Origin of the sequence: Castellaniella defragrans 65Phen (genome assembly GCF_000612685.1) — a bacterium.
GTDB classification, from domain to species: domain Bacteria; phylum Pseudomonadota; class Gammaproteobacteria; order Burkholderiales; family Burkholderiaceae_B; genus Castellaniella; species Castellaniella defragrans.
This window is the reverse complement of the sequence record NZ_HG916765.1, coordinates 3,213,074-3,238,919: the sequence shown is the minus strand read 5'-3', so window position 1 is coordinate 3,238,919 and position 25,846 is coordinate 3,213,074. Positions and strand designations below refer to the sequence as shown.

Genomic DNA, 25,846 nt, shown 5'->3' with positions numbered 1-25,846 from the left:
CTCAGCCCCGCAACAGGACCCGGCGCAGCCTGTGCAGCCAGCCCGCCGGGCGGGCGTCCGCCGGCCCGGCCGGCTTCTTGCCCGCGCTGGTGTTCAGCGCGGTGCCCAGCAGGCGTCCGCCCGCCGACAGGATCAGGTGCTGGCTGCGGCGGACGTCGCGGATCAGGGTCTGGTGCTGCCGGGTCACGATGACGCAGGCGTCGACCTGCCGGGCGATCAATTGGGCGTCGGGGTATTGCAGGGCCGGGGGCGTGTTCAGGATGAGGATGTCGAAGTGCTCGGCGGCCTGGGCCAGCACGTTGTTCAGGGCCGGGGCCAGCAGCAGTTCGGTGGGGTTCGGCGGCAGCGGCCCGGCGTCCAGGACCCGCAGGCGGGCGAAATTGGGCGTGATCAGGCTCTGGGCCAGGCTGTGGCGCCCGGCCAGCACGGAAGACAGGCCTTGCGGCCGCTGGCTGTCGAGCAGCCCCGAGTGCTGGGCGTGGCGCAGGTCGGCATTGACCAGCAGGGTGCGCTGCCCGTTCTGGGCGAAGGCCAGCGCCAGGCTGGCGGCCACGTAGGCCTTGCCCTCGCCGCCCAGGGGGCTCATCAGGGCGATCGAGCGGGCCTGCGTCATGTCCAGCTTCAGAATGATCTGGGTCCGCAGGTGGCGGATCGCCTCGGCTTCGGGGCTGTGCGGCGCATGGGCCACCGGGTAGCCGGCCAGCACGGCGTCGAGCGCGGCGGTCGGGTAGTGGTACTGCTGCGCGAGCGCCTGCTCGACTTCGCCGGTGTCGAGCAGGCCGAGCGCCACCGCCGCGTCGCCGAAGCGCAGGCGGGATTCCTCCTGCTTGCGGGCGATGCGCTGGATGTCGGCCTCGCTCAGGCGGCCCGATTGCAGGAAATGGTCGCCGATGCGCCCGGCCGTCGGTTCGAGGCCGTCGGCGCCCGACGTCCGGGCGTCGAGCCGGCTCAGGAGTTCCTTGGCCGGCGTCATGCCAGGCGCTCCGTCAGCCCGACCTGGCCCAGCAGCGGCAGTTCGGGGTCGTACAGCAGGTCGTCGGCCGTGCGCACGCGCCGCTGCAGCAGTTCGAGCAGCAGGGCGAGCAGCACCCCGACGAGCAGGCCGGCCAGCAGGCCCAGCGCCAGATTGAGGCCGATGCGGGGTCTGCTGGGGGTGGCGGGCAGCTCGGCGGCCCGCAGGATGGTCACGTTGGGGGAGAGGACGTTGCTGGCCATGCTGAGGGTGTCGTAACTTTTGAGGGCGGCGCTGTAGATCTGCTGGGCGCTGGCCAGCTGGCGCTCGTAGGTGGCGATCTGGTTGCGCGCCTTCATGAGGGCCAGCACCTTGCCGCGCTGCTGGTCGATGTCGGATTGCAGCAGATCGGCGCGTGCCGCGAGCTGGGCGACGCGGCTGTCGGCGCCCGTGAGCAGAGCATCGGCCTCGCGCCGGATGCGGGTCAGGAGCTTCTGCCGTTCGGCCGCCAGGCCGCGTATGGTCGGGTGCCGGGGCCCCAGGCGGCCCTGGACGTCGCCCAGCTGGCGGTCCACGATGCTGAGTTGCTCTTTCAGCATGTGAATGATGGGCGACTGGGCCGCCAGCGGGGTTTCGTCCGGCGCGATGCCCGATGCCAGCAGCGCGCGCGTGCCGGCCTGGGCGGAGCGGGCGTCCTGCAGCTCGGTCTGCAGGGCGAGCAGGGTCTTGTTCAGTTCGGTGAGCCGGGCGCTTTCCTGGTCGCCGTGCTCCTGGACGCTGAGGATGTCGTGCTGCTGCTGGTAGCGGGTGAGCTCGTCCTGGATGCGGTCGACCTCGTTGCGCAGCTGTTCGAGCTGGGCGTTGTACTGCTCGAACCGGCTGCGCGCGCGCGACGAGGTCATCTGCTCGCCCAGTTCGATGTAGCTGCGGACCATGGCATCGGCCAGATCGCGCGCCGCCAGGGGGGAGTCGGCGTCGAAATTGATCGTGACGACCCGGCTGCCCCGCGAGTGTTCGATGCGGCTGCTGTCGAGGAGGTCCTTGACCAGCAGCTGCTCGGCCCGGTCCTTGCCGTGGCGCGCCACGGACGTGCGGTACTCCGGCGTGTCGTGCAGGCGCAGGCGTTCGATCATCAGCTCGGCCACGCGCTGGCTGTGGATGAGTTCCAGCTGCGTCTGCATGTAGCTGTCGTCGAGCAGGGCCGACAGGCCCTGGCCGCCCAGGGGATCGTCTTCCCGGTAGTTGATGTACAGGCTGCTGGACGCCGTCCAGGTCCTGGGCAGCAGCAGGGTCAGCATCACCGTGAGGAAGAAGAGGCTGCCCGCGACATTCAGGATGAGCGCCCGGCGGGCGGCCAGCATGGCGTGGATCTGCCGCAGGGAGAGGAAGCCGGGTTCGCTGGGGACGTTCTGCACGGGGTCTGGGGTATCCGATGAGGGGGCTCAGGCCGACTATTCTAAGTGCTGGCGGGGTCAGGGTCCATCGAACGGCCCCGGCGGCGGCGATGCAGCGGCGGCGCATTGCCGCAGGCCTTCTTCCAGGGGCGTCCAGCGCAGGTCCCACGCCTGGCTCGCGCGGCGGCTGTCCAGGCGGATGTCCTGGCTCCAGAGCCGCAGGAGCGAGGGCGGCAGGGGGGCGGGCAGACCGTGCACGCCGAGCCGGCGGCCGGCGAGTTCGGCGATCTTCAGCGCGGGGGCCAGCAGGCGCGTTTCCAGGCGCAGGCGCCGCGCGCCGATGCGCCGCAGCGGCACGTGGCCCAGGTGGCGGGCGTAGCGCTCGAAGTACAGATTCCAGCTGGGGCTGTCCGGCATGGCCAGATTGTAGGCCCGGCAGCCCGCGGCCGGCGCGCGCAGCGCCGCCTGCACGGCCCGGCAGACGTCGTCGATGTACACCAGGTTGCTGCAGCCGTCGCCCAGGGGGCCCAGGTCGCCGATGCGCCCGGCCCGCAGCCAGGCGCCGATGCGTTCGGTCCATTGGGGGCTGCCCGGGCCGTAGATGCAGCCGGGGCGCAGGATGGTGGCGGCGCGCGTGCCGCGCAGCGCCTGTTCCGCCTGGACCTTGGCGCGGGCGTAGGCGCTCACGTCGCCGTTGAGCGGGCAGCTTTCGCCGACCTCGCCGCTGACCGAGCCGTAGACGGCCATGGAGCTGAAGTGGATCAGGTGGGCCGCGCATCCCGGGCTGTCCAGCGCCTGCGCCAGCGCGCGGGCGCCGCCGGCGATGACGGCTGGGGGACCGCTGACGCAGTTGACGACGGCATCGAAGCCCGCGGCCAGCGCGTTTCTCAGGGCTTCGGCATCCGTGGCGTCGAACGCCAGGAACGAGGCCGGCGCGCCGGCGGGGCGGCCGCGGCCCGCGCCGACGGCTTCGAGGCCCTCGGCGTGCGCGAGGCGGCGCAGCAGCCGGGAGCCCACGTATCCGTTGGCGCCGAGTATCAGTATCCGGGACGTCACATCCTGCTCCTCAGGTGATCCGCCAGCCGCAGGGCCAGCGCGACGATGGTCAGGGTGGGATTGGCCTGGCCCGAGGTCGGGAAGACCGCGGAACCCGCCAGGAAGAGGTTGCCGGCCTCGTGCAGGCGGCAGTCGGCATCGACCACGCTGGTGCGGGGATCGTCGCCCATGCGCGCGGTGCCGATGTGGTGCCCGCCGTAGGCGCCGTAGCGCGTCATTTCGGCTTCGATGCGTTCGGGGTCGTAGTCGAAGCGGCCCACGCCGCTGTGCCGCAGGGCCGCGTCCAGGCGGGCCAGGGCGGTGGCGACGGTGTGCACGTCGCGGGGCTGGTAGCGCCAGTCCACGTGCAGCTTCGGCATGCCCAGGGCGTCCAGCCCGCCGCCCAGCGTCACGCGGCTGTCGCGGCCGGGCGCCTGTTCGGCGTGGAAGTCGAGCGTGTAGCGCCGGTTGCGTGGCGAGACGACGATGGAGGGAAACTTGCGCTCGGCCAGGGTGCGCCGGCGCAGCCAGTGCCACAGGAAGGCGGCGGTGCCGGGCATGTCGCGCACCACGTTGGCCAGGTGCGCGAGCCGGTTGCCGCGCGCCGCGCCGCCCCCTGCGCCGTCCTCTTCGTAGAGCCGGCGGGCATATTCGTAGGGGATGGCCGGCCGCGCCAGGTAGAGCAGCGAAAGAATGCCGATGCCGTGGCCCGGGTCGGGAATGCGGGGGTGGTGGAGCCGGGCGATGAAATTGCCCGCGCCGAGCCTGCGCTGGGCCGGTGCGCTCAGGGCCAGGCGCCGCCGGCAGTACACGCCGTCGGCGCCGCGCTGGTAGCCGTGCCAGACCGCGGCGGCGGCCGACAGGTCGACCGTGCCGATGGTGCCGGCGATGTGGCACATGTAATAGCGGCCCACGGCGTCGTGCCGGTTGCCCAGGCCCCGTCCGCCGTTGCCGGGCGAAGCGAGCAGCAGGCGCGCCGTCTCCAGCCCGCCGGTCGCCAGCACGTACGTGCGGGCCTCCACCGTGAAGGCGGTGGACCGCAGGGTGCGCACGATGGCCGCGCCGACCCGCGCGGCCCGCCCGCCGCCCGCGTCCGTGGCCGCGCCGCCGGCCGGGGAAGGCTCGAAGCCGCAGCAGTTGGCGTGGGTGAGGACCCGGATGGCCGAGTCGGCCAGCAGGTGCCGGTAGCGCCGGCCGAAGTCGGTCGGGCAGCTGAACCGTTCGAGGAAGTCGGTGGAAAACTCGTCGCTCTCGAAGCCCTGGATCATCGGCTTCATGCCGCCGGGGAAGGCGTCCTGCGCCCGGTAGGCGAAATCGCCCGCCTCGCAGAGCCGGTTCGCCCGCGGGTAGTAGGGCGCCAATGCGTCCGCGCCGAACGGCCAGCCGCTGTCGGGGATGTAGTCGCGGCGCTCGAAGTCGATGGGATCCAGGGGCATGCAGCGTCCGCCCCAGAGCGTGGACGAACCGCCGAACCGGCGCACGCGGTAGGTGTCCGGCGCGCTGTGCAGGCGGGCGTCCTGCACCGTGCCCTCGTACAGCGCCTGGGTGGCCGCGTGCTTTTCCTCGCCGCCGCTTTCCAGCAGCACGATGTCCAGTCCGGCCCGGCGCAGCGCCAGGGCGAGGGTGATGCCGGCGGGGCCTGCGCCGATGATGCAGAGGTCCGTGCGCAGGCGGCTGCCCTGCGGGATGTGGTTGGCGTCCGTGATCATGAGGGTCCGATGGGCCTGTCGGGGCGGGCTCCATTCTAAGAGGCACCGCCGCCCCGGTCCATGGTTACTCCTGGTTTACAATCGCACGGGTTGGCAACAGATGCTCGCATCAGGATTGGAATCCCGACTCCCGGGCTCGAATCCCACGACATGGATCCCTTGAACCCCGGCAAGCCGTTTTCCTGGCCACAGGCGACACGGCCCCTGATCACCGATCAGTATCCCATGGGCCTGCTGGCGGCCCTGGCCGAACTGGTCCTGGTCTTCCTGTCGGCGCACGAGGCGCACTGGCTGCGCTTCGATTCCTGGAAGCTCTCCGCCGACTATCTCATCGCCAGCCTGGGGATGGCGCTGCTGTTCGTGCTGGTGCAGGCCCTGCTGGGGTCCTACGCCTCGTGGCGCGGGCGCAGCCTGGTGGACCAGCTGTCGCGCGTCTGCCTGGGCTGGCTGATCGTGATCGGCCTGCTGGCGCTGCTGGGCTTCGCCTTCAAGCTGTCCTCCGAATATTCGCGCCTGTGGTTCGTCTATACCGTCGGCCTGGTGCTCGCCCAGAGCCTGGGCCTGCGCATCGCCTGGGCCCTGCTGCTGCGCCACCAGCGGCGGCTGGGCCGCAACCTCAAGCGCGTGGTGGTGCTCGAACCGTTCGGCGGTTCGGGCCAGATCGACGCCGTGGCCCCCGAACTGGCGCGCCACGGCTACGCCGTCCATGCGCGCCTGAGGGTCGCCGGCGGCACCGGCTGGCTCAAGGAGATCCGCGAGCGGATCCTGGACACGCAGGCGCACGAGATCTGGATCTGCCTGCCCATCGAGGAAGCGCTGTTCGTCAAGCCCATCACCTATGCCCTGCGCGACCTGATGGTGGAAATCCGCTTCTTCCCCGAATTCGGCGACATCCCGCTGCTCAATTACCGGGTCCGCAATCTGGCGGGGATGTACGGGATCGACATCAGCAGCAGCCCCATGGCGGGGACCAACCGCCTGGTCAAGCGCCTCGAGGACCTGCTGATCGGCGGCCTCATCGTGCTGGCGATCCTGCCCCTGTGCGGACTCATCGCGCTGGCCATCCGCTGCACCTCGCCCGGCCCGGTCCTCTTCCGGCAGCGGCGCCTGGGGCTCAACGGCGAGCCGTTCAACGTCTACAAGTTCCGCTCCATGGAGGTCCACGACGAGGCCGACGGGCAGGTCACCCAGGCGGCGCCCGACGACCCGCGCATCACGCGCCTGGGCCGCATCCTGCGGCGCACGAGCCTGGACGAGCTGCCGCAGTTCTTCAACGTGCTGCGCGGCGAGATGTCCATCGTCGGCCCCCGGCCGCACGCGCTGGTCCACAACGAACAGTACAAGTGGCTGGTCGAGTCGTACATGAAGCGCCACAAGGTCAAGCCCGGCATCACCGGCTGGGCGCAGATCAACGGGTTCCGCGGGCGCACGGACACGCTCGACAAGATGCAGGGCCGGGTGGACCACGACCTGTGGTACATCAACAACTGGTCGCTGGCGCTCGACCTGCGGATCATTTTCCTGACGGTCGTCAGGGGCTTCATGAACCGCCAGCCCTGAGGTCGCGGGGCTGCGCGGCCCCGGCGCGGCGGCTTCCGGGCGGCCGCGTGCGGCGTGCCGCCTCGCATCCCGGCCGCATTCCGGCCGCACCCTGGCCGTATTCCGTCCGCATTCCGGAACTGGACGCCGATTCCGGACACTCAGGGAAGAATGTGTGTAATTCCGACAGTATCCTCGTGATAAGTACGGGAATTTTGCGTTGTTTCCCGGTTTGTATCAAAATCTGCGGATGCCCTATCGTCAGCCGACCGCTGCCAGGGTCCGGGCCCTGTCGTGGGGGCTGACGGCGCTGGCCCTGTGCCTGGCGCTGGCCTGGGGGCCGGCGCCCGCCGTCACGTTCGACCCGATCCTGCTGACCTCCTATGCCCGCCGGCAGTACGGGGCCAGGACGGCCCGCGCGGCCGAGTCCTGGCAGGTCATGCAGGCCCGGACCGCCGCCCTGGACGAACAGGGGCGGTTGCGCATGGTCAACGCCTTCTGGAACGACGCCCTGGTCGCCGGCGAGGATCTCGCCCTCTGGGGGCAGGTGGATTACTGGGCCACGCCGCTGGAATCCCTCGCCAAGGGGGCCGGGGATGCCGAAGACTATGTGATCGGCAAGTATTTTTCCCTGCTGTCCCTGGGGGTCCCGCCCGACAGGCTGCGCTTCGTCTATGCGCGCGCCCGGGTCGGCGGACGCAGCGTCGCCCATATGGTGCTGGGCTATTACCCGCAGCCCCGCTCCGAGCCCCTGGTGCTCGACAATCTGGTGGACCGGGTCCTGCCGGCGAGCGCCCGGCCGGACCTGATGCCGGTGTTCAGTTTCGATGCCCGCAAGGGGATATACGCCTGGTGGGAAACGGTGCGCGGCGGCGCGGCGCGCCTTCCTGCCGGATTCGACGTCTCGCGCGTGGCGCGGCTGTTTTCGGCCGTGATGGAATGAAAGGAAAGTCATGTCCCTGTTGAGACAGCTCCTGCTGAGCGTGACCCTGGCGATCCTGGTGATCCTGGCCGGGGCCATCATCGTCAGCGTCGGCTCCGCGCGCCAGTACCTGGACGCCCAGCTCCAGGGGCAGAGCGACGCCACCGCCACGTCCCTGGCCCTGACCCTGTCGCAGCCGTCCAATCAGGACCCCACGGTGCGCGAACTGCTGATCTCCGTGCTGTTCGACAGCGGCCAGTTCCGGGTGATCGAGTTCCTCGATCCCACGGGCCGGATCCTGACCCGCCGCCAGAAAGAGGACGGCCGCGACAGCCGGATCGCCGCGCCGGACTGGTTCAGCCACCTGCTGCCGCTGGAGCGGCACGAGGCCCAGCGCCAGGTGACCAACGGCTGGACCCAGCTGGGCGTGGTGCGGCTGCAGGCCGACGACGCCTATGCGCGCAATGCGCTGTGGGCCAACACGGTGCGCATCGTGCTGCTGACGCTGGGCGCCGGCGTGCTGTGGGGACTGTTCGTGCTCGTGCTGATGCGCTGGCTGCGCCAGGCGCTGCAGGATGACGTGACGGCGCGGGTGCAGGCCATGGCGGACGCGGCGGCGGGCGACGACCTGCCGCCGGTGCGCCACCCGGCCATGGTCGAACTGCGCGAGGTCGCGCGCATCATCACGCGCACCCACGAGCAGGTGCGGGCGACGGCGGCGGAGCGCCAGTCGCGCATCGAGTCGCTGGAGCTCGAACTGAACCAGGACGAGGTCACGGGCCTGGCCAACCGCAAGTATTTCATCAACGAACTGCGCCGCATGCTGGAGCCGTCCGCGCCGGACCAGGGCGTGGACGGCCACGTGATGCTGTTCCGCCAGTGCGACCTGCAGGCGATCAACCAGACCATGAGCCGCCAGGTCGTGGACCGGTGGCTGCGCAACATGGGCCGGCTGGTGCTGGAGGTGCTGCGCGAACGGCTGGGGCCGCAGGCCTGGCTGGCGCGCCTGAACGGCTCGGACTTCGCCTTCGTCCTGCCGATGATGCCCGGCCCGATGGCGGTGCGCGTGGCGCAGGCCGTGGGCGAGATCCTGCAGGCCCAGCGCATCCAGCTGGGCCAGGCCGGGCTGTGCCGCTGGCGCATGGTGCTGACGGACTTCGAGCCGGGCGAACCGCTCGGCGACGTGCTGTCGCGCCTGGACGAGGCCCTGATGCGGGCGGAAAGCGCCGGCCATACGGACGTGGAATACCTGCCGGGGGAGGACCTGCGCAGCCTCACGGGCGGCCGCGGCGGCGGCGAGCAGGCCTGGCGCACGCTGCTGCGCAATGCTCTGGACGAGGACTGGTTCGCCCTGGCCACCCGGCGCGATCCATCCGCCGCCTCCGAGGGCCGCACGCTGGGCCTGCTGACCCTGCACGAGCCCGGCGCCTCGGAGCCCCTGTCGGGCTACCTGTTCATGCCGCCGGCGGTGCGCCTGGGGCTGTCGGCGGCCTGCGACCTCCAGGCCGTCGGCCTGGGGCTGGGCTGGCTGCGCACCCATCCGGGCGACCTGGTGCTGCGCGTATCGCTGGCCTCGATCCTGCACGAGGAATTCCGCGGCGAACTCGCCGGCCTGCTGGCGGAGATGCCCGACCAGAGCGCCCGCCTGCTGATCGACCTGGACGCCTACGGGCTGGTGGCGCAGCGCGCGCAGGTGGTGGCGTTCGCCGCGATGCTGCGCGAACATGGCGTGCGCCTGGGCCTGCGGCGGTTCGCCGAACAGCCCGAGGCGCTGCTGTACCTGCACGAGATCCGGCCCGAATACCTCCGCGTGTCGGGCACGCTGCTGGCCGCCCAGGCCGACAGCCCGGGCGCCCGCCGCCTGCTGGCGGCCGTCCTGGATACCGCCCGGGAGATCGGCGCGGTGGCGGACCTGTCGGCCGGGTCGTAGACTATAATCGCCAGCTCGCATCCGTGCGGCCGTCCGTTCCCCGGGCGGCCGTTCCCGCTGCGCCTCTGTAGTTAAATGGATATAACTTTCCCCTCCTAAGGGAAGATTGCAGGTTCGATTCCTGCCGGAGGCGCCAGAAATCTATTCTTCCAATGCCACCGACACGGGTTTCGCGCCCAGCGCCCCGGTCAGCACGCTCGACGCCACGCTGATCAGGTAGCCGCGCCGGCCGCCGTTCAGGTACACCGTGTCGTAGTCCAGCAGGCCGGCCTCGACCCAGACCGGCATGCGCTTGCGCGTGGCGAAGGGCGAGGTGCCGCCCACCTGGTAGCCCGAATGGCGCTGCGCGGTTTCCGGCGCGCAGGGCGCGATCTTCTTGGCCCCGGTCTGGCGGGCCAGGTTCTTGGTCGAGACTTCGCAGTCGCCGTGCATCAGCACGACCAGCGGCCGGGCCTGCTCGTCTTCCATGATCAGGGTCTTGGCGACCTGATGCAGGGGCACGCCCAGCTGGCGCGCGGCCTCGCGCGCGCCACCGTGGTCGACGTAGTCGTAGGGATGCTCGCCGAAGGGAATCTTCTGCTGCCGCAGCCAGTGGGTGGCGGGGGTCTCGGAGGTGTGCTTGGTCTTGGACATGGGGAATCCTGGCGGCCGCGGTCTTACGCGCGTGGATGGTGCTGCGCGTGCAGGGTCTTGAGCCGTTCGCGGGCGACATGGGTGTAGATCTGGGTGGTGGAGATGTCGGCGTGGCCCAGCAGCATCTGCACCACGCGCAGGTCGGCGCCGTGGTTCAGCAGGTGGGTGGCGAAGGCGTGGCGCAGGACGTGGGGCGACAGGGGCACGCGGATGTCGGCCTGCAGGGCGTATTTGCGGATCAGCAGCCAGAAGGCCTGGCGCGTCATGGCGGCGCCCCGGGCGGTGACGAACAGGGCGTCGCAGGGGCGCGCGCCCAGGATGGCGGGCCGGCTTTCGCGCAGGTGGCGCTCGATCCAGTGCAGGGCCTCGGCGCCCAGGGGGACCAGGCGGTCCTTGCCGCCCTTGCCCATCACGACGCGCACCACGCCGTCGCTCAGGCTCAGGTCCTGGACGTCCAGGCCGACCAGCTCGCTGACCCGCAGGCCGGTGGCGTACAGGGTTTCCAGCATGGCGCGGTCGCGCAGCCCGAGGGTGGTGCCGACGTCCGGCGCGGCCAGCAGGGCCTCGACCTGGGCCTCGGACAGGGTCTTGGGAAAGCGGGCGGGCTGGCGGGCGCTGCGCAGGCCCAGGCAGGGGTCCTCGGCGCACAAGCCGCGCCGCAGCGCCCACAGGAAGAAGCGCCGCAGGGCGGCCAGGCGGCGGTTGGCGGTGCTGGCCTTGGTCTGCCGGTGCTGGGCCGCCAGCCAGGACTGGATGTCCTCGCGGCGCGCGGATTCGGGGGTGCGGCCGTGTTCGGCGCGCAGCCAGCCGCCGAAGGCGCACAGGTCGCGCCGGTAGGCGGCCAGGGTGTTGTCCGCCAGGCCGTCCTCCAGCCACAGGGCGTCCAGGAAGGCGTCGATCGTCGGGAAAGGGGAAGGCTGCGCCATGTCCGCTGGGGCGTCCGTCGTGGGCATGCGGAGATTTTACCCGTCCGGGCCGGCGGGGGCCCGCGCGGCCGCTTTGTCCCGCCTGGGCCGGCAGGAACCGGTGGGCTTGCATGTCGTCCCGCGCTTGTCCGATGTCAATCCCGATGTCGATCATTACGCGGAACGAATGGCGGAATATACCTATATATATTACGATGAGTGTCTCGTCCGCCCGCGGCATGCATGGGTCATGCCCTGCGACCGGGCGGACCCTGGCCGGAATGGAGACCGGGTTGAAGACCGGAACGAAAGCCGGAACCAACACCGGATCACAGACCGGGCCGTGGACCGGATCGTAGACCGGAACCAAGCTCGAAACCAAGGAGTCCTGCATGAAGATTCGTACCTGGGTGGCCGCGTGCGCCCTGACCTGCGTGGTGATGCCGGCCGTCGCCGGCGAAGTCCTGGTGTCGGCGGCCGCCAGCCTGACCAATGCGTTCAAGGAACTGGCGACGCAATACGAGGCCGCCCATCCGGGCACCAAGGTGCTGACGACCTTCGGCGCCTCGGACGTGGTGCTGCGCCAGATCACCGAAGGCGCTCCGGCCGACGTGTTCGCCTCGGCGGACCAGAAGGCCATGGACAAGGCCGAGGCCGCCAAGGCCGTGGATCCCGCGACCCGGGTGAATTTCGTGCGCAACGAGGTCGTGCTGATCGTGCCGGCCGACAATCCCCACGGGATCGCCTCGCTGGCCGACCTGAAGAAGGCGGGCGTGACGCGCATCGCCCTGGGCAATCCGGCGTCCGTGCCGGTGGGCCGCTATACCCAGGCCGCCCTGGAGAAGGCCGGCGCCTGGGACACGGTCAAGGCGCATGAGATCCTGGGCGAGAACGTGCGCCAGGTGCTGAGCTACGTCGAGCGGGGCGAGGTCGATGCCGGCTTCGTCTTCGCCACCGATGCCGCGATTGCGAAGGACAAGGTCAAGGTCGTCCAGCCGGTCGCAACGCCCACCCCGGTGGTCTACCCGATCGCCCTGGTCCAGCGCGCGGGGCGCGCGCCGGAGGCCGCCGACTTCCTGAAGTTCGTGCTGTCGGCCGACGGCCAGTCCGTGCTGGCGCGCTACGGGTTCGCCCGGCCCTGATCCGATGAGCGGCATCTGGGTCCCGCTGCTGCTGTCGCTGAAGGTCGCCGGCTGGGCGACCGTGCTGGCGACGATCGGCGGGATCGCCGTGGCCTGGGGGCTGTCGCGCTGGTCCTCGCGCTGGTGCGACGTGGTCGATGCGTTCCTGACCCTGCCCATGGTGCTGCCGCCCACGGTGACCGGCTATTACCTGCTGGTGCTGTTCGGCCGGCGCGGCTGGCTGGGCGAATGGCTGCGCTCGTACGGCATCGAGCTGGTCTTCACCTGGCAGGGCGCGGTGGTGGCCGCCGCCGTGGTGGCCTTCCCGATGGTGCTGAAAGCCGCCCGGGCGGCCTTCCTGGACGTGGACCACCGGCTGGAGCAGGCCGCCGCCGTGCTGGGTGTGTCGCCCGCCGCGGTGTTCTTCCGCGTCAGCCTGCCGCTGGCGACGCGCGGCATCCTGGCGGGCGTGCTGCTGGCGTTCGCGCGCGCGCTGGGGGAATTCGGCGCCACGCTGATGGTGGCCGGCAACATCCCGGGCCGCACGCAGACCCTGTCGATCGCCATCTACGAAGCGGTCCAGGCGGGCAACGACGACACGGCCAACGTCCTGGTGCTGGTCACGTCGGCGACCTGCGTCGCCATCCTGTGCCTGGCGTCCTGGCTGGTGCCGGGCGGACGCGGCGGGCGCAATGGGCGGCCCGCGCGCCGGAGCGCGTCATGAGCCCGCGGCGGCATCGCGTCCGGCGCCCGGGCGGCGCCCCGGACCGGGGAGGTCCGTCCTCATGAGCCTGTCGGTCGATATCGAGTGCCGCGTCGGCGGCGACGACGGCTTTCTGCTGCGCCCGCGCTGGCGCACCGACGCCCGGCGGGTGGCGCTGTTCGGGCCCTCGGGCTCGGGCAAGAGCCTGACGATGCAGGCCATCGCCGGGCTGCTGCGCCCCGACCGGGGCCGCATCGAGGTTTCCGGCCGGGTCCTGTTCGACGCCGGGGCGCGGGTGGACGTGCCGCCGCGCGAGCGGCGGCTGGCCTACCTGTTCCAGGACTATGCGCTGTTTCCCCACCTGACGGTGCGCCAGAACATCGGCTTCGGCCTGCGGCGCGGATGGCTGAACCTGCATGGCCGCCGCCCGCTGCCCGAACGGGCGCAGCGCTGGGTGCGGGCCTTCGGCCTGGGCGCGCTGCTGGACCGCTATCCGGCCGAATTGTCCGGCGGCCAGCGCCAGCGCGTGGCCCTGGCCCGGGCGCTGTCCACCGATCCGGGACTGCTGCTGCTGGACGAGCCCCTGTCGGCCCTGGACGCCGGCCTGCGGACGCACATGCGCGAAGAGCTCGCGCAGCTGCAGCGCGACATCGACATTCCCACGGTGCTGATCACGCACGACCAGGCCGACGTCCAGGCCCTGGCCGACGAGGTCTTCCACATCGCCCATGGGGAAATCCAGGGGGACGCCGAGCGTGTCGAACGAGGCGCCGGGGCCTGAGGGAGGCGGCCGGGGCCATTTTCAAATTGTGGCACCCCTCCACCTCGTGCATTGCAAGGCCCCCGGATCGGATAGGCATGAAATGGCCCGCAGCGGACCATTTCATGTCCGATCTCAATCCATCGTGCCGATCAGCACGTCGGTGGCCTGGAAGCAGGCCTCGGCCGGGGCGCCGGGGACCAGGCCGCCGCCCGGGGCGTCCGGGTCGGCCAGCCCCGTGATGCGCACCCTCGGGCCGATGTCCAGGCTGATTTCCGTCAGGGTGCCGTCGTCGGCGCGGTGGCCGATGCGGCCGGTCCAGCGGTTCAGGCCTTCGGGATCGGTGGCCACGCCGCCGGACGCCGGCGGCCGGATGCGGACCGCCTGGGCCTTCAGGAAGGCCAGCGCGCGCCGGCCCGTTGCCAGGCCCAGCCGTTCGGTGCTGGCGTGGGTCAGCGTGGCGGTCAGGCAGACGCCTTCGTCCAGGTCCAGCCGGATGCGGTCGTTGATGCGGCCGGAATGGACGGCGCCGATGACGCCCTCGTAGCGGTTGCGGGCCGAGGTCTGCAGCGCCATGCTGTGCAGCAGGTCCAGGTGGCGGGTGCCGTCGGGGCCGAAGCGCGCCAGGGCCTGCATGAAGCGCTGGTGCTCCGCCTGGGCCGCCTGGTACCAGGCGACGAGTTCGCGCGCCCGCTCGGTCAGGTGCGCCCCGCCGCCGCGCTTGCCGCCGGTGACGCGTTCGACCAGCAGGCCGCCGGCCAGGCCGTTCATCATGTCCACCGCGTCCCAGGCCGCCTTGTAGCTCAGCCCGACCTTGCGCGCCGCCGCGCTGATCGAGCCTTCGGTGCCGATGGCGGCCAGCAGGGCCATGCGTCGTTCCGTGCCCCAGTTCTGGTCGCCGCTGCGCAGGCTCAGGGTGGTGCTCAGTTCGAGGGGAAGGGGCGTGTTCGGCATGGGGGACAGTGTACGGGGCGGACCGGAGCGGCTCAAGAGCGAGCACATGGTACATGGAGGGAGCGCGGCGCGTCGGCCGCCCCCAGGCAGGCGGCGTAGCCGTCGAGCATGTCGGGCCAGGCGGGCGTCCAGCCGCTGGCCCGCAGCCGCGCGTTCGACAGGCGCTTGCCGTCGGGCGGGCGGCTTGCGCGCGCGGGCGTCGGCCCGCCCGCCATCCGCGCGAGCGCCTCGTACAGGTCCGCCGTGGGCATCGGATGGTCGTCGGTGCCGATGTAGCAGGGCAGAGGGTCGGCCAGGTCCAGCAGGTGGGCGCAGGCGCGCGCGGCGTCCTCGACGTGGATGCGGTTGGCCCAGTGGCCCGGGCCGTCGGGCGCGGCCATGCGCCCGGTGCGCAGGCCTTCCGCCAGCCGCAGCCGCCCGGGGCCGTACAGGCCCGACAGGCGCAGGGCCACGCCGCGTCCGGGCAGCCGGGCGTGCAGCAGGGCCTCGGCCTCCAGCATCGCCGCGCCGCGGAAATCCGCCGGCGCGGGCGGCGTGTCCTCGTCCACCCGCTGGCCGGCCGCGTCCGGCCCCAGACGGCCGAGGAATCGACCAGCACGCAGCGCCGCAAGGCATCGGGGTCGGGCAGGGCGTCCAGCAGGGCGCGCAGGCCCAGGGGATAGGCCCGGGCATAGGCCTCGGGCGTGCGGGCGTCGGGCGCGGGCGCGTAGAGGATGTGGGTGATGCGTCCACACGCCGCCGGCAGGGCCGCCAGCGCCCCGGCCAGGGCCGCGGGGTCGGCCAGGTCGGCCCGCAGCCAGCGGATCCGCGCGCCGGGCCGGGCGTCCATGGCGCGTCGCCGCAGGCCGATGCAGGTCCAGCGCGCCGCGTCCAGCATGGCCGCCGCGCGGATGCACAGGTCGCCGCCGACCAGCAGCAGGGTGTGCGCCGTCACGGCCGCCTTCCCCGCGACGACCGCCTCGCCCGCGACGGCCGCCGCGCACACGACAGCCGCCCCGTCCGCCTCGTCCGCGTCCGCGCGCGGCGCCGGCGCAAGGCGCGCCGGTGCCCGCCCAAGCCTGCGCAGCCGGCCCGCGCCTATAGAATGTCCGTGTTTCCATGTCCGCACAGTCTATCCCATGAGCGATTCCTTTCCCCTGCGCCGCAGCCATCCCGACGAACTCATCGTGGGCCTGGTGTCCGTCTCCGACCGGGCCTCGTCCGGCGTCTACCCGGACCAGGGCATCCCCGCCCTGCGGGACTGGCTGGCGTCGGCCCTGACGCGGCCGCCGCAGGTCGTCGCCCGGCTGATCCCCGACGAGCGGGCCGGCATCGCCGCCGCCCTGCGCGAGCTGGTGGACGCGGCGCGCTGCGACCTGGTGCTGACCACCGGCGGCACCGGCCCGGCGCGGCGCGACGTGACGCCCGAGGCCACCCTGGACGTGGCCACCCGCGAGATGCCGGGCTTTGGCGAGCAGATGCGCCAGGTCAGCCTGAAGTTCGTGCCCACGGCCATCCTGTCGCGCCAGGTGGCGGTGATCCGCGAGCTGCCGGAGCACGCCGCCCTGATCATCAACCTGCCCGGGCAGCCCAAGGCCATCCGCGAGACGCTGGAAGGCCTGCGCGGCGAGGACGGCGCCGTCCTGGTGCCCGGCATCTTCGCGGCCGTGCCCTATTGCCTGGACCTGATCGGCGGCCCGTACGTCGAAACCCGCGACGAGGTCGTCCGGGCGTTCCGGCCGAAGTCCGCCCGGCGCGGCGCCGGGGCCTGATGCCCGATCAGGCCGGCCAGGCCTCCACGCCCTGGATCGCCTGTTCCTGGATCCGCAGGGCGTGCCCCAGCACGCTGCGCTTCCAGTCCGGATCCGGGGGGGAAAAGGCCTCCAGCAGCAGCGCGCGCAGGGCGCGCGCCTGGTCCTGCGGCAGGCCGGGGTGGGTCTTGAGGTAGCTGTCGGCCTGCAGGGCGCGCCGGGTCTCGGCGCTGGCGAGCGTGCCGAACTCGATGACCGCGCCGGTGACTTCGGCGGCCGGGGCGTAGCGCTGCACGCCCTGGAACAGCAGGCCCTGGTAGCGGGGGCGGGCCGAGCCGTCGAAGCCGGCCCGGGTCTCGATCCGGTCGCGTCCCCACCAGCGGCAGGCCCGCTCCCAGCCGGCGTCCCCGGGTTCGTTGAAGCACAGGAAGAACGGCTGGCCGCGTTCGCCCAGGCCGGTGTGCCAGTCGATCAGGCCGATGCGCCGCACCCCCGCCAGGTGGCGCTGGAGGAGGGTCTCCAGCGTCCGGTTCGACCATTCGCGTCCGGCGCCGCCGTAGTGCACGCCGTGGGGATGGGTGTACTGGCCCCGCGCGAGCACGTCCACGAAGGTGGCGTGGCCCTGCACCCGGATCCAGGCCTGCAGGCGCGCTTCGGCGGCGTCCAGGGCCTCGGGGCTCCATTCCTGGGCGGTGAGGGCCGCGTGCAGGCTCGGGTAGAGCGGATTGTCCGGCGGCGGGGCTTCCCAGTCGATGAAGTTGCGGTTCAGGTCGACGTTGTTTTCGGTGGTGCGGCTGAGATGGGCGAAGCCCCAGGGGTTGATGGCGTGCACCAGCACGATGCGCAGGCCGGCGGGCGGGGGCTGCACGGCCAGGCGGTACAGCAGAGCGATCTGGGCGGCCGAGCCGGTGAACCCTTCCGGGCCGTGGGTGCCGCTGACGACGAGCAGCGCCCGTTCGGCGTCGCGCGGGCCCAGCACGGCCACGTCCGTGCTCAGGGTGCTGCCGTCGGGGCCGCGGGCCTGCTCGTGCACCAGGATGTCGGTGGGCGCGCCGGCGGCGGCTGCCGCGGCCAGGAAATGGGCGCGCGCGCCGGCATAGGTGGGCATGAAGCAGGCGTGCGCCAGGGCCGCGGGGGCGAGAGGGTTCATGGGTATTCCTTCATTCCTTCGATGCCGTTCCGTCCGTCCGTTCCATCCGTCCGTTCCGTCCGGCTTCGCGTCTGTTGTCCGGCTTCGCGTCCGTTCCGTCCGGTTTCGCCATTCCTCAATCCGCCTCGAAGGCCAGCAGCACGCCGCTGGCCAGATCGGGAGGCAGCGCCACGCCGCGGGCCGTGCGCCAGGCGGCGGGCCCGGCGCACCGGGCGGCCGCCTCCAGGTCGCGCACGCGCAGCGCCAGGGCGGCCGCGCCCTGGGCGGGCAGGGCCACGCCCGCCGGCAGGGCGTAGGCCTGGGCGAACGCATCCGCGGTCATGAAATGGATGTCGGCCCGGCCCGGGCCGGTGCGGATCCGCGCGCCGGCCGCGGTGGTTTCGGGAGCAGCGTCCAGCAGCGCGCCCAGTGCCCGGGCCGCGGCGGCGGGGTCCGCCGCGATGGCCTCGACCCGGCGGATGCCGGCGACGGTATTGGCATGGCGGGTCAGCTCGGGCAGCCAGACGGCCTCGCGGGTATGGTGCTGGCAGGCGAAGATGCGCAGGTCGGCGGGGCGCTGGTCCGGAGGCCAGTTGAAGATGCTGAAGGCCGCCTCGGCCCGGCCGCCGTCGGGCCGGCTCACCGGGCGGCTGAAATCCACCGGGCCGACGGCCTGGATGCCCTGCCGGGCCAGCGCCGCGGCGCCCGCCGCGGCATCGCGGGTGCGAAAGGCGGCCTGTTCCAGGCCCTGGCCGCGGCGGGCCAGGAAGTCGCGGCTGGGCGCGTTGAGCTCGGTGGCCTGCAGGATGCCCAGCAGTTCGAGATAGTCGTCCTCGAACATGAGGGTGTAGTTGCCGGTGCCCAGGTGGGCGCTGTGCGTGCCGCGCGGCGACAGGGTGAAGCCCAGGGCGCGCCACTGGCCCGCGGCGGCGTCCAGGTCCCGCACGGTGACCACCACGTGATCCAGTCCTTCCAGGGTTGCCAGCATGAAACCTCCTCGTCGATGTCCAGGGTGGCGGGCGTCCGTGTCGGGCGGCCGCCCCCGCGTCACAGTTCCCGCCTGTCCAGCATGCGGTAGCGGAGCAGCATCCAGGGCGCGATGCGCCGGACCAGGTTGCGCAGGGGCAGGGGGCGCGGGTCGGTCAGGGGCAGCGCGAGCTGGTCGCTGGGCGTGCCGCCGACGGCGCGGGCGAATTCGCGCCCCACGGCGAACGACAGGGCCACGGCGCGCCCGTTGCAGCCGGCCCAGGCCCAGCCGTCGGGGCCCAGCGCATGGAAGCGCGGCATGAAATCGTCGGTCATGCCGACGTAGCCGTTCCAGACGTAGTCGAAGCGGACCGCGCCGAGGGCGGGCCACAGGCGTTCGAGGCGCCGGCCGATGTAGGCGGACAGCCGCGCCCGCTCGCGGAGGGGGATGAGCAGGTTGCCGCCGGTGATCAGGCGGTGGCGGGCGTCGTGGCGCGCGAAATACAGTTCCCCGTGGGTGTCCGACATGGCCTGCCGGCCCGGCAGGATGGCCCGGCGCGCCGCTTCGTCCAGGGGCTCGGTGGCCATCTGCCAGGACAGCACCGGGACCACCTGGCGGGCGATGCGGGGGGCCAGTTCCCCGGAAAAGGCGTCGGTGTAGGCGTTCGTGGCCAGGATCAGGGCCCGGGCGCGCACCGTGCCGCCCGGGGTGCGGACGTGCCAGGCCCCGTCGCGGCGCTCGTAGTGCAGCGCCGGGCTGCGGCCGTACAGGCGCGCGCCCAGCGCCGTCACGGTCCGGGCCATGCCGCGCGCCAGGGCCAGGGGATTGACGTGCCCGCCGCTGCGGTTCCAGAAGCCGCCGTACCAGGCGTCCGAGCCGGTCATGCGGCCGACGGCGGCCCGGTCCAGCAGCTCCACGGGGGCGCCGCGCGCCAGCCATTGCCGGTGGCGCCGTTCGGCGATGCGGATGCGGCCGGGGCTGTGCACGGGCTGCACCCAGCCAGTCTGCTCGGCTTCCGCCGGGATGCCGTGGCGCGCGACCAGGTCGAACAGCAGCGCGGCGCTGTCGCGCAGCATCAGCACGAAGCGTTCGCCCGCCGCGCCGAAGCGCGCCTCGATGTCGTCGGGATCGGGGCGGGTCAGGGTGGGGATGACCTGGCCGTTGTTGCGGCCCGAGCCGCCCCAGCCCGGGTCGGCGGCCTCGAGCACGGCCACCTCGGCGCCGGCCTGGCGCAGGTGCAGGGCGGCGGACAGGCCGGTGAAGCCGGCCCCGATGACGACCGCGTCGGTGCGCAGCTCGCCCTGCAGCGCGGGGCAGTCCGGCCCCGGCGGCGTGACGGCCGACCAGATCGAGGGGATGCCGGCGGTGGATTGCGTGGGACGGGTGCCCATCCGGGACTCCTCGCTCAGGCGGCGCAGGCCCGGGCGCCGGCGCGGAAGAACAGGGCGATGGCGGCCGCGCCCGGATCCTCGATCCCGGCGGCGGCCTCGCCGACGTAGCTGGCGCGGCCCAGGGCGGCCGTCATGCGGGCCGTGGCCCGCGCTCCTTCGCCGGCCGCCCCGGCGGCCCGCTCCAGGGCCTGGGCCAGCGCGGCGCCGTCCCGCAGGGAATCTTCGAGGGCCCGGGCGGCCGGCAGCATGGCGTCCACCATGGTGCGGTCGCCGGCCTGCGCCCCGCCCAGCCGCTGCACGGCGGCGGTCCCGGCGGCCACGCCGGCGGCCAGCGCGGCCAGGGGCGTATCGTGGCTGGCCCAGGCCTTGGCCAGCTCGCGCAGCCACATGCCCAGCAGCGGCCCGCTGGTGCCGCCCGTATGCAGGAAGCCGTTGGCGGCGGCCGTCCAGGCCTGCGCGTCGGTGGCCGTCTCGGGCAGCGCCTGCAGGCCGGCCGCGGCGCGTTTCAGCGCCTGCGCCAGGTTGACCGCGAAGTCGCCGTCGCCGGCGGCGCGGTCGAGCGCGCCCAGGCGCTCCTTTTCCAGGGCGAAATCGGCTGCGAAGCCGTCCATCCAGCGGCGTGCGAGCGAGTCAGGCATGATGCGCGTCCTCCTGCCAGCGCAGGGCCGGCGTGTCGACCGGGGCGTCCCACCAGCGCAGCAGCGGTTCGTCGATGCGGCTCAGCGTGATCGAGACGCCGGTCATGTCCAGGGCAGTGACGTAGGAGCCCGTGAGGGTGCGGGCCACGGGGATGTGGCGTTCGCCCAGCTGCCGGTGCAGGCAGCGGGTCAGCAGGTAGAGTTCGGTGGGGTGCGTGGCCCCCAGACCGTTGACGACCGCCAGCACGGGGCTGCCCGGCTGAAGTTCGAGCGCCCGGACCAGGGGATCGACCAGCTGGGCCAGCAGGGCGTCCGCGCGGTCGAAGGCGATGCGGCCGCGGCCACGCTCGCCGTGGATGCCCACGCCGAATTCGACCTGGTCGGCGGGCAGGTCGAAGGATTTCGCGCCGGTGCCGGGGTGGGTGCAGGCGTCCAGGGACAGGGCCATGGAGCGGGTGCGGGCGACGACTTCCTGCCCCAGCCGGGCCAGGGCCGGCAGGTCGGCGCCGGCCTCGGCCGCCGCCCCGCAGATTTTCTCGACCACCAGCGTGGCGGCCGTGCCGCGCCGGCCCGTGCGGGAGCCGGCGATGTCGGTGGCCAGGTCGTCGTCCACCAGCACGCGGGCGACCGGGATGCCCTCGTCGGCGGCGATTTCGGCGGCGATGGAGAAATTCAGCACGTCGCCGGTGTAGTTCTTGACGATGTGCAGCACGCCCCGGCCGGCGTTCACGTGGCGGGTGGCGGCGCTGATCTGGAAGGCCGTGGGCGAGGCGAACACGGCGCCGGGCACGGCGCCGTCCAGCATGCCCGGACCGATGAAGCCGGCATGCAGCGGCTCGTGCCCCGTGCCGCCGCCCGAGAGCAGGGCGACCTTGCCGCTGGCCGGCGTGCGGCGGTAGAGGAAGAAGGGCTCGCGCTGCCAGGCGATCCCCGGATGGGCCAGCGTCAGCCCCTCGGCGGCTTCCAGCACGAATTCATCGGGATCGTTGATGAAATAGCGGCGGCTCATGGCGGGGCTCCCGGAATTCAGTCGCCGGCCGGCAGCGGCATGCGGGCCGCGGCCGCCAGGGCGTGGAAGATGGCCGGCGGCGTGTCCGAATGCAGGGTGCAGCCCGGCGCGACGATCAGGCGGTCGCCGGTCTCCCGGCGGCTGGCCAGCACGTTGGCCCGCACCTTGCTCGGAGCCCAGTACAGGGTGCCGACCTCGTTCAGCCCGCCCATGGGCACGTAGCGGCCGGCCCGCGCCACCTCGCCCAGGGTGGGGCGGGACTGGTTGTGCGACCAGCTCATGACTTCGGCGGGGTAGTCGTCCACCCATTCGGGGATCAGGTCGTAGCCGTGCACGTGGATCACCCGCACGCGGTCGCCGGCGGCTTCCAGCACCCGCTTGTCGTAGGGCGCGACCCAGTCGGCGAACTGGGCGGCGTCCAGCCCCCAGCCGTCGGCGTCCGCGCAGGCGCCGTTGACGGCGAAGAAGATGCCGTCCGTGACGCCGGCCGAGGCCCGGACGAAGTCCGCCAGGCGGTCGGCCACCCTGCCGATGACTTCGTGCGCCGCCTCGGGGTGCGCCTTGAACAGCGGCACCACGCCGTCGCCCAGCGCCCGGATGACGGTCTGGAAGGGCGAGAACACGGTGTCCAGGGTGGGGACGTCCGGGGCGCCGCGCTTGATGCGCCGCAGCACCTCCATCTGGCGGTCGAAGTTGTCGTAGGGCAGGTGCGCGCCGCCGATGGCGCGCAGATCGTCCACCGTGGCGGCTTCGCGCAGGCCGCCCTCGGTGGGGAAGCGGTAGTCGTCCATGACCTTGAGGTAGTCCCAGTCGTAGGCCCGCAGGAAGCGCAGGTGCACGTCGGCGGACAGCTCGGGTTCCCACAGGGCGCTGCCGAAGTGGATCCAGCTGCCCACCGGCGGCGCATCCACCCGTTCCCCCCGGGCGGCGGCCATGAAACGTTGCATCTTGTCCATCACTGCATACCTCCGAGATAGGCGGATTGAATGTTCGGGTCGCGGGCCAGTCCGGCGGAGGGGCCCTGCATCACGATGGCGCCGTTCTGCAGCACGTAGGCGCGGTCGGACAGCGCCAGCGAGCGGTTGGCGCTCTGCTCGACGACGAGCATCGTGGTGCCGCGCCGCTTCCAGTCGAAGAGCAGATCGTAGACGATGTCCACGTAGGCGGGCGACAGGCCCATGGAGGGTTCGTCGATGACGATGATGCGCGGCCGCTGGATGAGGGCGCGCGCCATGGCCACCATCTGCTGCTCGCCGCCCGACAGCGTGCCGGCCACCTGGCGCAGGCGCTCGCGCACGCGGGGGAACTGGGCCACGGCCTCGTCGAGCCGCGCCCGCGCCTGCGCGCGCGTCAGGCCGCGCCGCTGGGCGTACAGCCCCATGAGCACGTTTTCCTCGACCGTCATCTCGGCGAACAGCCGGCGCGATTCGGGGATGGAGGCCACGCCGCGCGCGATCACGTCCGGCGTGCTGGCGCCGGCCAGGTCCTCGCCGTCCAGCAGCACGCGTCCGTCGCGCGGCTTGACCAGCTGCAGGACGGTCTTGATGGTGGTGGACTTGCCCGAGGCGTTGCCGCCCAGCACGGCCACCACCTCGCCGGCGGCGACCTCGATGCTGACCTCGTGCAGGGCCTGCACCGGCCCGTAGAACACGTTGACCGATTCAAGTCTGAGCAGCACCGCGGCCTCCCAGGTAGGCTTCGATCACCTTCGGGTCGTTCAGCGCCTGCTCCGGCGTGCCGTCGGCGATGATGCGCCCCGCATCCATGACGACGACGCGCTGGCTCATCTGCCGCACCACGTTCATCTTGTGCTCTATGAAGATGAGCGTGAGCTCCGGACGGGCGGCCTTGATGTCGCGCAGCAGCGCGGCCAGCTCTTCGGTCTCGGTGGGATTCATGCCGGCGGTGGGCTCGTCGAGCATCAGCAGCCGGGGGCGGCTGGCCAGGGCCCGGGCGATTTCCACGCGCCGGCGGTTGGCGTACGACAGGGTGTAGGTGTAGTGGTCCAGGCGCGTCGCCAGGCGCTCGCCGAAGAGCCCGATGATGTCCAGGGCGTGGCGCTCGGCCTCGCGGTAGCGCGCGCGCCAGGCGGGCAGCCGCAGCAGCGAGGCGGCGGCGTCGCGCACCGTGCTGCCCACGGAAAACGGGTGCGAGGCGTAGAACAGGCCGTAATAGGCGCCCACGCGCACGCTGTCGAGCACGCTCATGCCGGGGAACACGCGCGCGGTCTGGAAGCTGCGTACCATGCCGAGCGAGAAGCGATGCGCCGGCGCGAGCCGGGTGACGTCGGTGGCGCCGAGGCGGATCGTGCCCGCGTCGGCCCGCATGACGCCCGAGATCAGCTGCACCAGGGTGGACTTGCCGGCGCCGTTGGGGCCCACGATGGCCGTGGTGGAGCCCGGTTCGATGCTCAGGCTCAGGTCGTCGCAGGCATGCAGGCCGCCGAAGGTCTTGCTCAGGCCCTCGATGCTGATCATGGCGTGCCTCCCGTTCCCGCGGCGGGCGCCGGGGCGGCCGGCGCCCGGCGGCGGCCGAAGGACAGCGAGGTCAGGCCCGAGGGCAGGAACTTGATGATGAGGATCAGGACCGTCCCGTAGATGAGCTCGCGGTATTCGGCGTGGCCGCGCAGCAGCTCGGGCAGCGCGATGAGCGCGATGCCGCCCGCCACGGCCCCGAAGGGCGAGACGATGCCGCCCGCCAGCACCATGGTCAGCAGCAGGAAGGAGAACAGGATCAGGAATGAATCGGGGCTGACGTAGGCCTGCTGGTAGGCGAACATCATGCCGCCCAGGCTCGCCATGATGCTGCTCGTGATGAAGGCGATGACGACGTAGGGCGTGGCGTGCACCCCGTAGGCGTCGGCCGCCAGGCGGTCCTCGCGGATCAGCTGGAAGTTCATGGACAGGTGGCCGCGCTGCAGCAGGTGCACCAGGTACAGCGCCAGCAGCAGCACCGCGAAGCACAGGGCGGTCATGGCTCCCGGGAATTCCAGCGCGCGCCCGCCCAGCAGGGCGAAGCGCGGCTCGCCGATGCCGCCGATGCCCATCGGGCCGCGGGTCAGCGGGATCGCGTTGAGCATGACGAGGTAGCCGATCTGGCCCAGCGCCAGCGTGGCCAGGGCCACCATGTGGCCCGAGAGCTTGAGGATGGGATAGGCGAACAGCAGGCCGGCCAGGGCGCCGATCACGATCACCGACGGCAGGACCAGCTCGAACGGCCAGCCCAGCCGGGTGGTGATGAGGGCGCAGGCATAGGCGCCCACGCCCATCAGGGCGCCGTTGCCGACCGAGACGTAGCCGCTCATCCCGGTCAGCACGGTCAGGCCCAGCGCGGCCGTGGCGAAGATGGCCCCCTGGGCCAGCACGCCCGACCAGTAGCCGTCCATTGCGAAGCTGGCCAGCAGGCCGATCAGCAGCGTCAGGCCCATGGTCCAGCGCATGGGGATGGGCCGCGTGCCCATGACGGTGACCGGAAAGCCGGAATTGTCGGCCAGGGGCGAGGTGGTGGGGATCGCCCCGGCCCCGCGCGAGCCGCCCAGGCCCTGCAGGGCGCGCGAGCCCAGCAGCCCCTGCGGGCGCAGCACCAGCACCAGCAGCAGGAGGGAAAAGGCCACGATGTCGCGGTAGGCCGAGCCGATGTAGCCGCCCGCCAGGGACTCGAAGACGCCCAGCACCAGCCCGCCCAGGACGGCGCCGGGCAGGCTGGCCACGCCGCCCACCATGGCGGCGGCAAAGCCCTTCAGGCCGAACGGCAGGCCCATGGACGGGTCGATCTGCTGGAAGTACATGCCCACCAGCACCCCGCCCAGGGCGCCCAGCCCGCCCGAGAGGGCGAACACGGCCAGCTTGGCCGGACCCGTGCGCACCCCCATCTGCTGGGCGGCCACGGCGTCCTGGGCCGCCGCGCGGATGGAGCGCCCCAGCCAGCTGAACTTGAGCAGCAGGCTGAAGACCGCCATGAAGGCGAGGGTGACGGCCAGGATGACCAGGTCGGTGGCGCCGAAGTACAGCGGACCGGCCTGCAGGCTGATGCCGGCGAAGGGGTTGGGGAAGGCGACCGGGTCGGGCGACCAGATCAGGCGCACCCCCTGATCGAGCATGAAGGACAGGGCCAGGGTGCTCAGCAGGGGGGCGATCTCGGCCGAATCGCCCAGCCATTCGACGGCGATCAGGTCGATCAGCAGGGCGATCAGGACGGAGCCGGCCAGGGCCGCCAGGAAGGCGGCCCAGAGCGGCAGGCCCCAGAGCGCGGTGCCGGCCCACACCAGGTAGGCGCCCGCCATGACCTGCGAGCCCTGGGCGAAGTTGACGACCTTGGCCACCCCGAACACCAGGGCGAAGCCCAGCGCCACGATGGCATACACGCTGCCGATGGCCAGGCCATTGATGAACTGCTCGATCAGGACGACCATGGTGCTGAGGCGGC

Annotated in this window: 24 protein-coding genes and 1 tRNA gene; 8 read left to right on the top strand and 17 right to left on the bottom strand. The window is 72.3% G+C overall.

Annotated elements, in window-relative coordinates; translation table 11 throughout:
* Nucleotide 1: 1 nt before the first annotated feature.
* Genes BN940_RS14455 through BN940_RS14440 form a run of 4 tightly spaced genes read right to left on the bottom strand, consistent with a single transcriptional unit; the run spans nucleotide 2 to nucleotide 5,090 of the window.
* Nucleotides 2-973: a CpsD/CapB family tyrosine-protein kinase gene (locus tag BN940_RS14455; protein WP_052355900.1), complete on the bottom strand. Its 972-nt coding sequence runs from the start codon at nucleotides 971-973 to the stop codon at nucleotides 2-4.
* Entirely contained in the window at nucleotides 970-2,367 is a 1,398-nt protein-coding gene (locus BN940_RS14450) for a GumC family protein (protein WP_043684137.1), read from the bottom strand. Before BN940_RS14450 ends, BN940_RS14455 begins: the two co-directional genes overlap by 4 nt.
* Nucleotides 2,368-2,424: 57 nt before the next feature.
* A complete protein-coding gene (locus tag BN940_RS14445; protein WP_043684135.1) occupies nucleotides 2,425-3,402 on the bottom strand; it encodes an NAD-dependent epimerase/dehydratase family protein in 978 nt (325 codons plus the stop codon).
* Nucleotides 3,399-5,090: an FAD-dependent oxidoreductase gene (locus tag BN940_RS14440; RefSeq protein ID WP_043684133.1), complete on the bottom strand. Its 1,692-nt coding sequence runs from the start codon at nucleotides 5,088-5,090 to the stop codon at nucleotides 3,399-3,401. The genes BN940_RS14445 and BN940_RS14440 overlap by 4 nt, the downstream gene beginning before the upstream one ends.
* A 150-nt stretch (nucleotides 5,091-5,240) precedes the next feature.
* Here BN940_RS14440 and BN940_RS14435 point away from each other — a divergent pair, with 150 nt between their 5' ends.
* From BN940_RS14435 to BN940_RS14420, 4 genes are all read left to right on the top strand, one after another.
* Nucleotides 5,241-6,650, top strand: a complete 1,410-nt coding sequence (locus BN940_RS14435) for an undecaprenyl-phosphate glucose phosphotransferase (RefSeq protein WP_084330713.1) — start codon at nucleotides 5,241-5,243, stop codon at nucleotides 6,648-6,650.
* Nucleotides 6,651-6,879: 229 nt separating this feature from the next.
* Nucleotides 6,880-7,572, top strand: coding sequence for a transglutaminase-like cysteine peptidase (locus tag BN940_RS14430; protein WP_052355899.1), 693 nt, complete (start codon nucleotides 6,880-6,882; stop codon nucleotides 7,570-7,572).
* A 10-nt stretch (nucleotides 7,573-7,582) separates the two neighbouring features.
* Entirely contained in the window at nucleotides 7,583-9,481 is a 1,899-nt protein-coding gene (locus BN940_RS14425) for a LapD/MoxY N-terminal periplasmic domain-containing protein (RefSeq protein ID WP_043687479.1), read from the top strand.
* 61 nt (nucleotides 9,482-9,542) lie between these two features.
* Nucleotides 9,543-9,617: transfer RNA gene (locus tag BN940_RS14420), tRNA-Arg, on the top strand.
* A gap of 5 nt (nucleotides 9,618-9,622) precedes the next feature.
* On the opposite strand, the gene BN940_RS14415 is transcribed toward BN940_RS14420, so the two are convergent.
* Nucleotides 9,623-10,114 (bottom strand): aminoacyl-tRNA deacylase, encoded by a 492-nt coding sequence (locus BN940_RS14415; protein ID WP_043684131.1) that lies wholly within the window; start codon nucleotides 10,112-10,114, stop codon nucleotides 9,623-9,625.
* A 23-nt stretch (nucleotides 10,115-10,137) separates the two neighbouring features.
* Nucleotides 10,138-11,040, bottom strand: a complete 903-nt coding sequence (xerD, locus tag BN940_RS14410) for a site-specific tyrosine recombinase XerD (RefSeq protein ID WP_148304977.1) — start codon at nucleotides 11,038-11,040, stop codon at nucleotides 10,138-10,140.
* 371 nt (nucleotides 11,041-11,411) lie between these two features.
* Here xerD and modA point away from each other — a divergent pair, with 371 nt between their 5' ends.
* The 3 genes from modA (at nucleotide 11,412) to BN940_RS14395 (ending at nucleotide 13,624) form a co-directional block, all read left to right on the top strand.
* Nucleotides 11,412-12,161 (top strand): molybdate ABC transporter substrate-binding protein, encoded by a 750-nt coding sequence (gene modA, locus BN940_RS14405; protein WP_043684127.1) that lies wholly within the window; start codon nucleotides 11,412-11,414, stop codon nucleotides 12,159-12,161.
* A 4-nt stretch (nucleotides 12,162-12,165) separates the two neighbouring features.
* Entirely contained in the window at nucleotides 12,166-12,864 is a 699-nt protein-coding gene (gene modB / locus BN940_RS14400) for a molybdate ABC transporter permease subunit (RefSeq protein WP_043684125.1), read from the top strand.
* Nucleotides 12,865-12,925: 61 nt separating this feature from the next.
* Nucleotides 12,926-13,624, top strand: coding sequence for an ABC transporter ATP-binding protein (locus BN940_RS14395; protein ID WP_148304976.1), 699 nt, complete (start codon nucleotides 12,926-12,928; stop codon nucleotides 13,622-13,624).
* Between the two features lie 114 nt (nucleotides 13,625-13,738).
* Here the strand turns inward: BN940_RS14395 and BN940_RS14390 are convergent, their stop codons facing one another.
* Both BN940_RS14390 and BN940_RS20250 read right to left on the bottom strand, forming a co-directional pair.
* A complete protein-coding gene (locus BN940_RS14390) occupies nucleotides 13,739-14,557 on the bottom strand; it encodes a TOBE domain-containing protein (RefSeq protein WP_043684123.1) in 819 nt (272 codons plus the stop codon).
* Between the two features lie 32 nt (nucleotides 14,558-14,589).
* Nucleotides 14,590-15,105, bottom strand: a complete 516-nt coding sequence (locus tag BN940_RS20250; RefSeq protein ID WP_338075594.1) for a Rossmann-fold NAD(P)-binding domain-containing protein — start codon at nucleotides 15,103-15,105, stop codon at nucleotides 14,590-14,592.
* Nucleotides 15,106-15,675: 570 nt separating this feature from the next.
* Between BN940_RS20250 and mog the strand changes: the two genes are divergently transcribed.
* Nucleotides 15,676-16,308, top strand: a complete 633-nt coding sequence (gene mog, locus BN940_RS14380; protein WP_084330711.1) for a molybdopterin adenylyltransferase — start codon at nucleotides 15,676-15,678, stop codon at nucleotides 16,306-16,308.
* A 7-nt stretch (nucleotides 16,309-16,315) separates the two neighbouring features.
* Here mog and BN940_RS14375 read toward each other — a convergent pair whose 3' ends face one another.
* From BN940_RS14375 to BN940_RS14335, 9 genes are all read right to left on the bottom strand, one after another.
* Entirely contained in the window at nucleotides 16,316-17,437 is a 1,122-nt protein-coding gene (locus BN940_RS14375) for a M14 family metallopeptidase (protein ID WP_043684121.1), read from the bottom strand.
* A gap of 115 nt (nucleotides 17,438-17,552) precedes the next feature.
* Entirely contained in the window at nucleotides 17,553-18,404 is an 852-nt protein-coding gene (locus BN940_RS14370) for a VOC family protein (protein WP_043684119.1), read from the bottom strand.
* Nucleotides 18,405-18,463: 59 nt separating this feature from the next.
* Nucleotides 18,464-19,774, bottom strand: coding sequence for an NAD(P)/FAD-dependent oxidoreductase (locus tag BN940_RS14365; protein WP_052355898.1), 1,311 nt, complete (start codon nucleotides 19,772-19,774; stop codon nucleotides 18,464-18,466).
* Between the two features lie 14 nt (nucleotides 19,775-19,788).
* Nucleotides 19,789-20,412 carry a DAK2 domain-containing protein gene (locus tag BN940_RS14360; protein WP_043684117.1) on the bottom strand — a complete coding sequence of 208 codons (624 nt, stop codon included), beginning with the start codon at nucleotides 20,410-20,412 and terminating at the stop codon, nucleotides 19,789-19,791.
* Entirely contained in the window at nucleotides 20,405-21,421 is a 1,017-nt protein-coding gene (locus BN940_RS14355) for a dihydroxyacetone kinase subunit DhaK (protein ID WP_043684114.1), read from the bottom strand. Before BN940_RS14355 ends, BN940_RS14360 begins: the two co-directional genes overlap by 8 nt.
* A 17-nt stretch (nucleotides 21,422-21,438) precedes the next feature.
* Nucleotides 21,439-22,377: a uroporphyrinogen decarboxylase family protein gene (locus tag BN940_RS14350; protein ID WP_052355897.1), complete on the bottom strand. Its 939-nt coding sequence runs from the start codon at nucleotides 22,375-22,377 to the stop codon at nucleotides 21,439-21,441.
* Entirely contained in the window at nucleotides 22,377-23,099 is a 723-nt protein-coding gene (locus BN940_RS14345; RefSeq protein ID WP_043684110.1) for an ABC transporter ATP-binding protein, read from the bottom strand. Before BN940_RS14345 ends, BN940_RS14350 begins: the two co-directional genes overlap by 1 nt.
* Entirely contained in the window at nucleotides 23,083-23,898 is an 816-nt protein-coding gene (locus BN940_RS14340; protein WP_043684108.1) for an ABC transporter ATP-binding protein, read from the bottom strand. The genes BN940_RS14345 and BN940_RS14340 overlap by 17 nt, the downstream gene beginning before the upstream one ends.
* The gene (locus tag BN940_RS14335; protein ID WP_052355896.1) at nucleotides 23,895-25,832 is read right to left on the bottom strand and encodes an ABC transporter permease; all 1,938 of its coding nucleotides are present in this window, start codon (nucleotides 25,830-25,832) and stop codon (nucleotides 23,895-23,897) included. Before BN940_RS14335 ends, BN940_RS14340 begins: the two co-directional genes overlap by 4 nt.
* Nucleotides 25,833-25,846: the final 14 nt, after the last annotated feature.

What these genes read in the sequence shown, in the direction of transcription:
- BN940_RS14455 (WP_052355900.1), bottom strand. Translation starts at nt 973, where the DNA reads ATGACGCCGGCCAAGGAACTCCTGAGCCGGCTCGACGCCCGGACGTCG.
- BN940_RS14440 (WP_043684133.1), bottom strand. Translation starts at nt 5,090, where the DNA reads ATGATCACGGACGCCAACCACATCCCGCAGGGCAGCCGCCTGCGCACG.
- BN940_RS14435 (WP_084330713.1), top strand. Translation starts at nt 5,241, where the DNA reads ATGGATCCCTTGAACCCCGGCAAGCCGTTTTCCTGGCCACAGGCGACA.
- BN940_RS14430 (WP_052355899.1), top strand. Translation starts at nt 6,880, where the DNA reads ATGCCCTATCGTCAGCCGACCGCTGCCAGGGTCCGGGCCCTGTCGTGG.
- BN940_RS14425 (WP_043687479.1), top strand. Translation starts at nt 7,583, where the DNA reads ATGTCCCTGTTGAGACAGCTCCTGCTGAGCGTGACCCTGGCGATCCTG.
- BN940_RS14415 (WP_043684131.1), bottom strand. Translation starts at nt 10,114, where the DNA reads ATGTCCAAGACCAAGCACACCTCCGAGACCCCCGCCACCCACTGGCTG.
- xerD (WP_148304977.1), bottom strand. Translation starts at nt 11,040, where the DNA reads ATGGCGCAGCCTTCCCCTTTCCCGACGATCGACGCCTTCCTGGACGCC.
- modA (WP_043684127.1), top strand. Translation starts at nt 11,412, where the DNA reads ATGAAGATTCGTACCTGGGTGGCCGCGTGCGCCCTGACCTGCGTGGTG.
- modB (WP_043684125.1), top strand. Translation starts at nt 12,166, where the DNA reads ATGAGCGGCATCTGGGTCCCGCTGCTGCTGTCGCTGAAGGTCGCCGGC.
- BN940_RS14395 (WP_148304976.1), top strand. Translation starts at nt 12,926, where the DNA reads ATGAGCCTGTCGGTCGATATCGAGTGCCGCGTCGGCGGCGACGACGGC.
- BN940_RS14390 (WP_043684123.1), bottom strand. Translation starts at nt 14,557, where the DNA reads ATGCCGAACACGCCCCTTCCCCTCGAACTGAGCACCACCCTGAGCCTG.
- mog (WP_084330711.1), top strand. Translation starts at nt 15,676, where the DNA reads ATGAGCGATTCCTTTCCCCTGCGCCGCAGCCATCCCGACGAACTCATC.
- BN940_RS14375 (WP_043684121.1), bottom strand. Translation starts at nt 17,437, where the DNA reads ATGAACCCTCTCGCCCCCGCGGCCCTGGCGCACGCCTGCTTCATGCCC.
- BN940_RS14370 (WP_043684119.1), bottom strand. Translation starts at nt 18,404, where the DNA reads ATGCTGGCAACCCTGGAAGGACTGGATCACGTGGTGGTCACCGTGCGG.
- BN940_RS14365 (WP_052355898.1), bottom strand. Translation starts at nt 19,774, where the DNA reads ATGGGCACCCGTCCCACGCAATCCACCGCCGGCATCCCCTCGATCTGG.
- BN940_RS14360 (WP_043684117.1), bottom strand. Translation starts at nt 20,412, where the DNA reads ATGCCTGACTCGCTCGCACGCCGCTGGATGGACGGCTTCGCAGCCGAT.
- BN940_RS14355 (WP_043684114.1), bottom strand. Translation starts at nt 21,421, where the DNA reads ATGAGCCGCCGCTATTTCATCAACGATCCCGATGAATTCGTGCTGGAA.
- BN940_RS14350 (WP_052355897.1), bottom strand. Translation starts at nt 22,377, where the DNA reads ATGGACAAGATGCAACGTTTCATGGCCGCCGCCCGGGGGGAACGGGTG.
- BN940_RS14340 (WP_043684108.1), bottom strand. Translation starts at nt 23,898, where the DNA reads ATGATCAGCATCGAGGGCCTGAGCAAGACCTTCGGCGGCCTGCATGCC.
- BN940_RS14335 (WP_052355896.1), bottom strand. Translation starts at nt 25,832, where the DNA reads ATGGTCGTCCTGATCGAGCAGTTCATCAATGGCCTGGCCATCGGCAGC.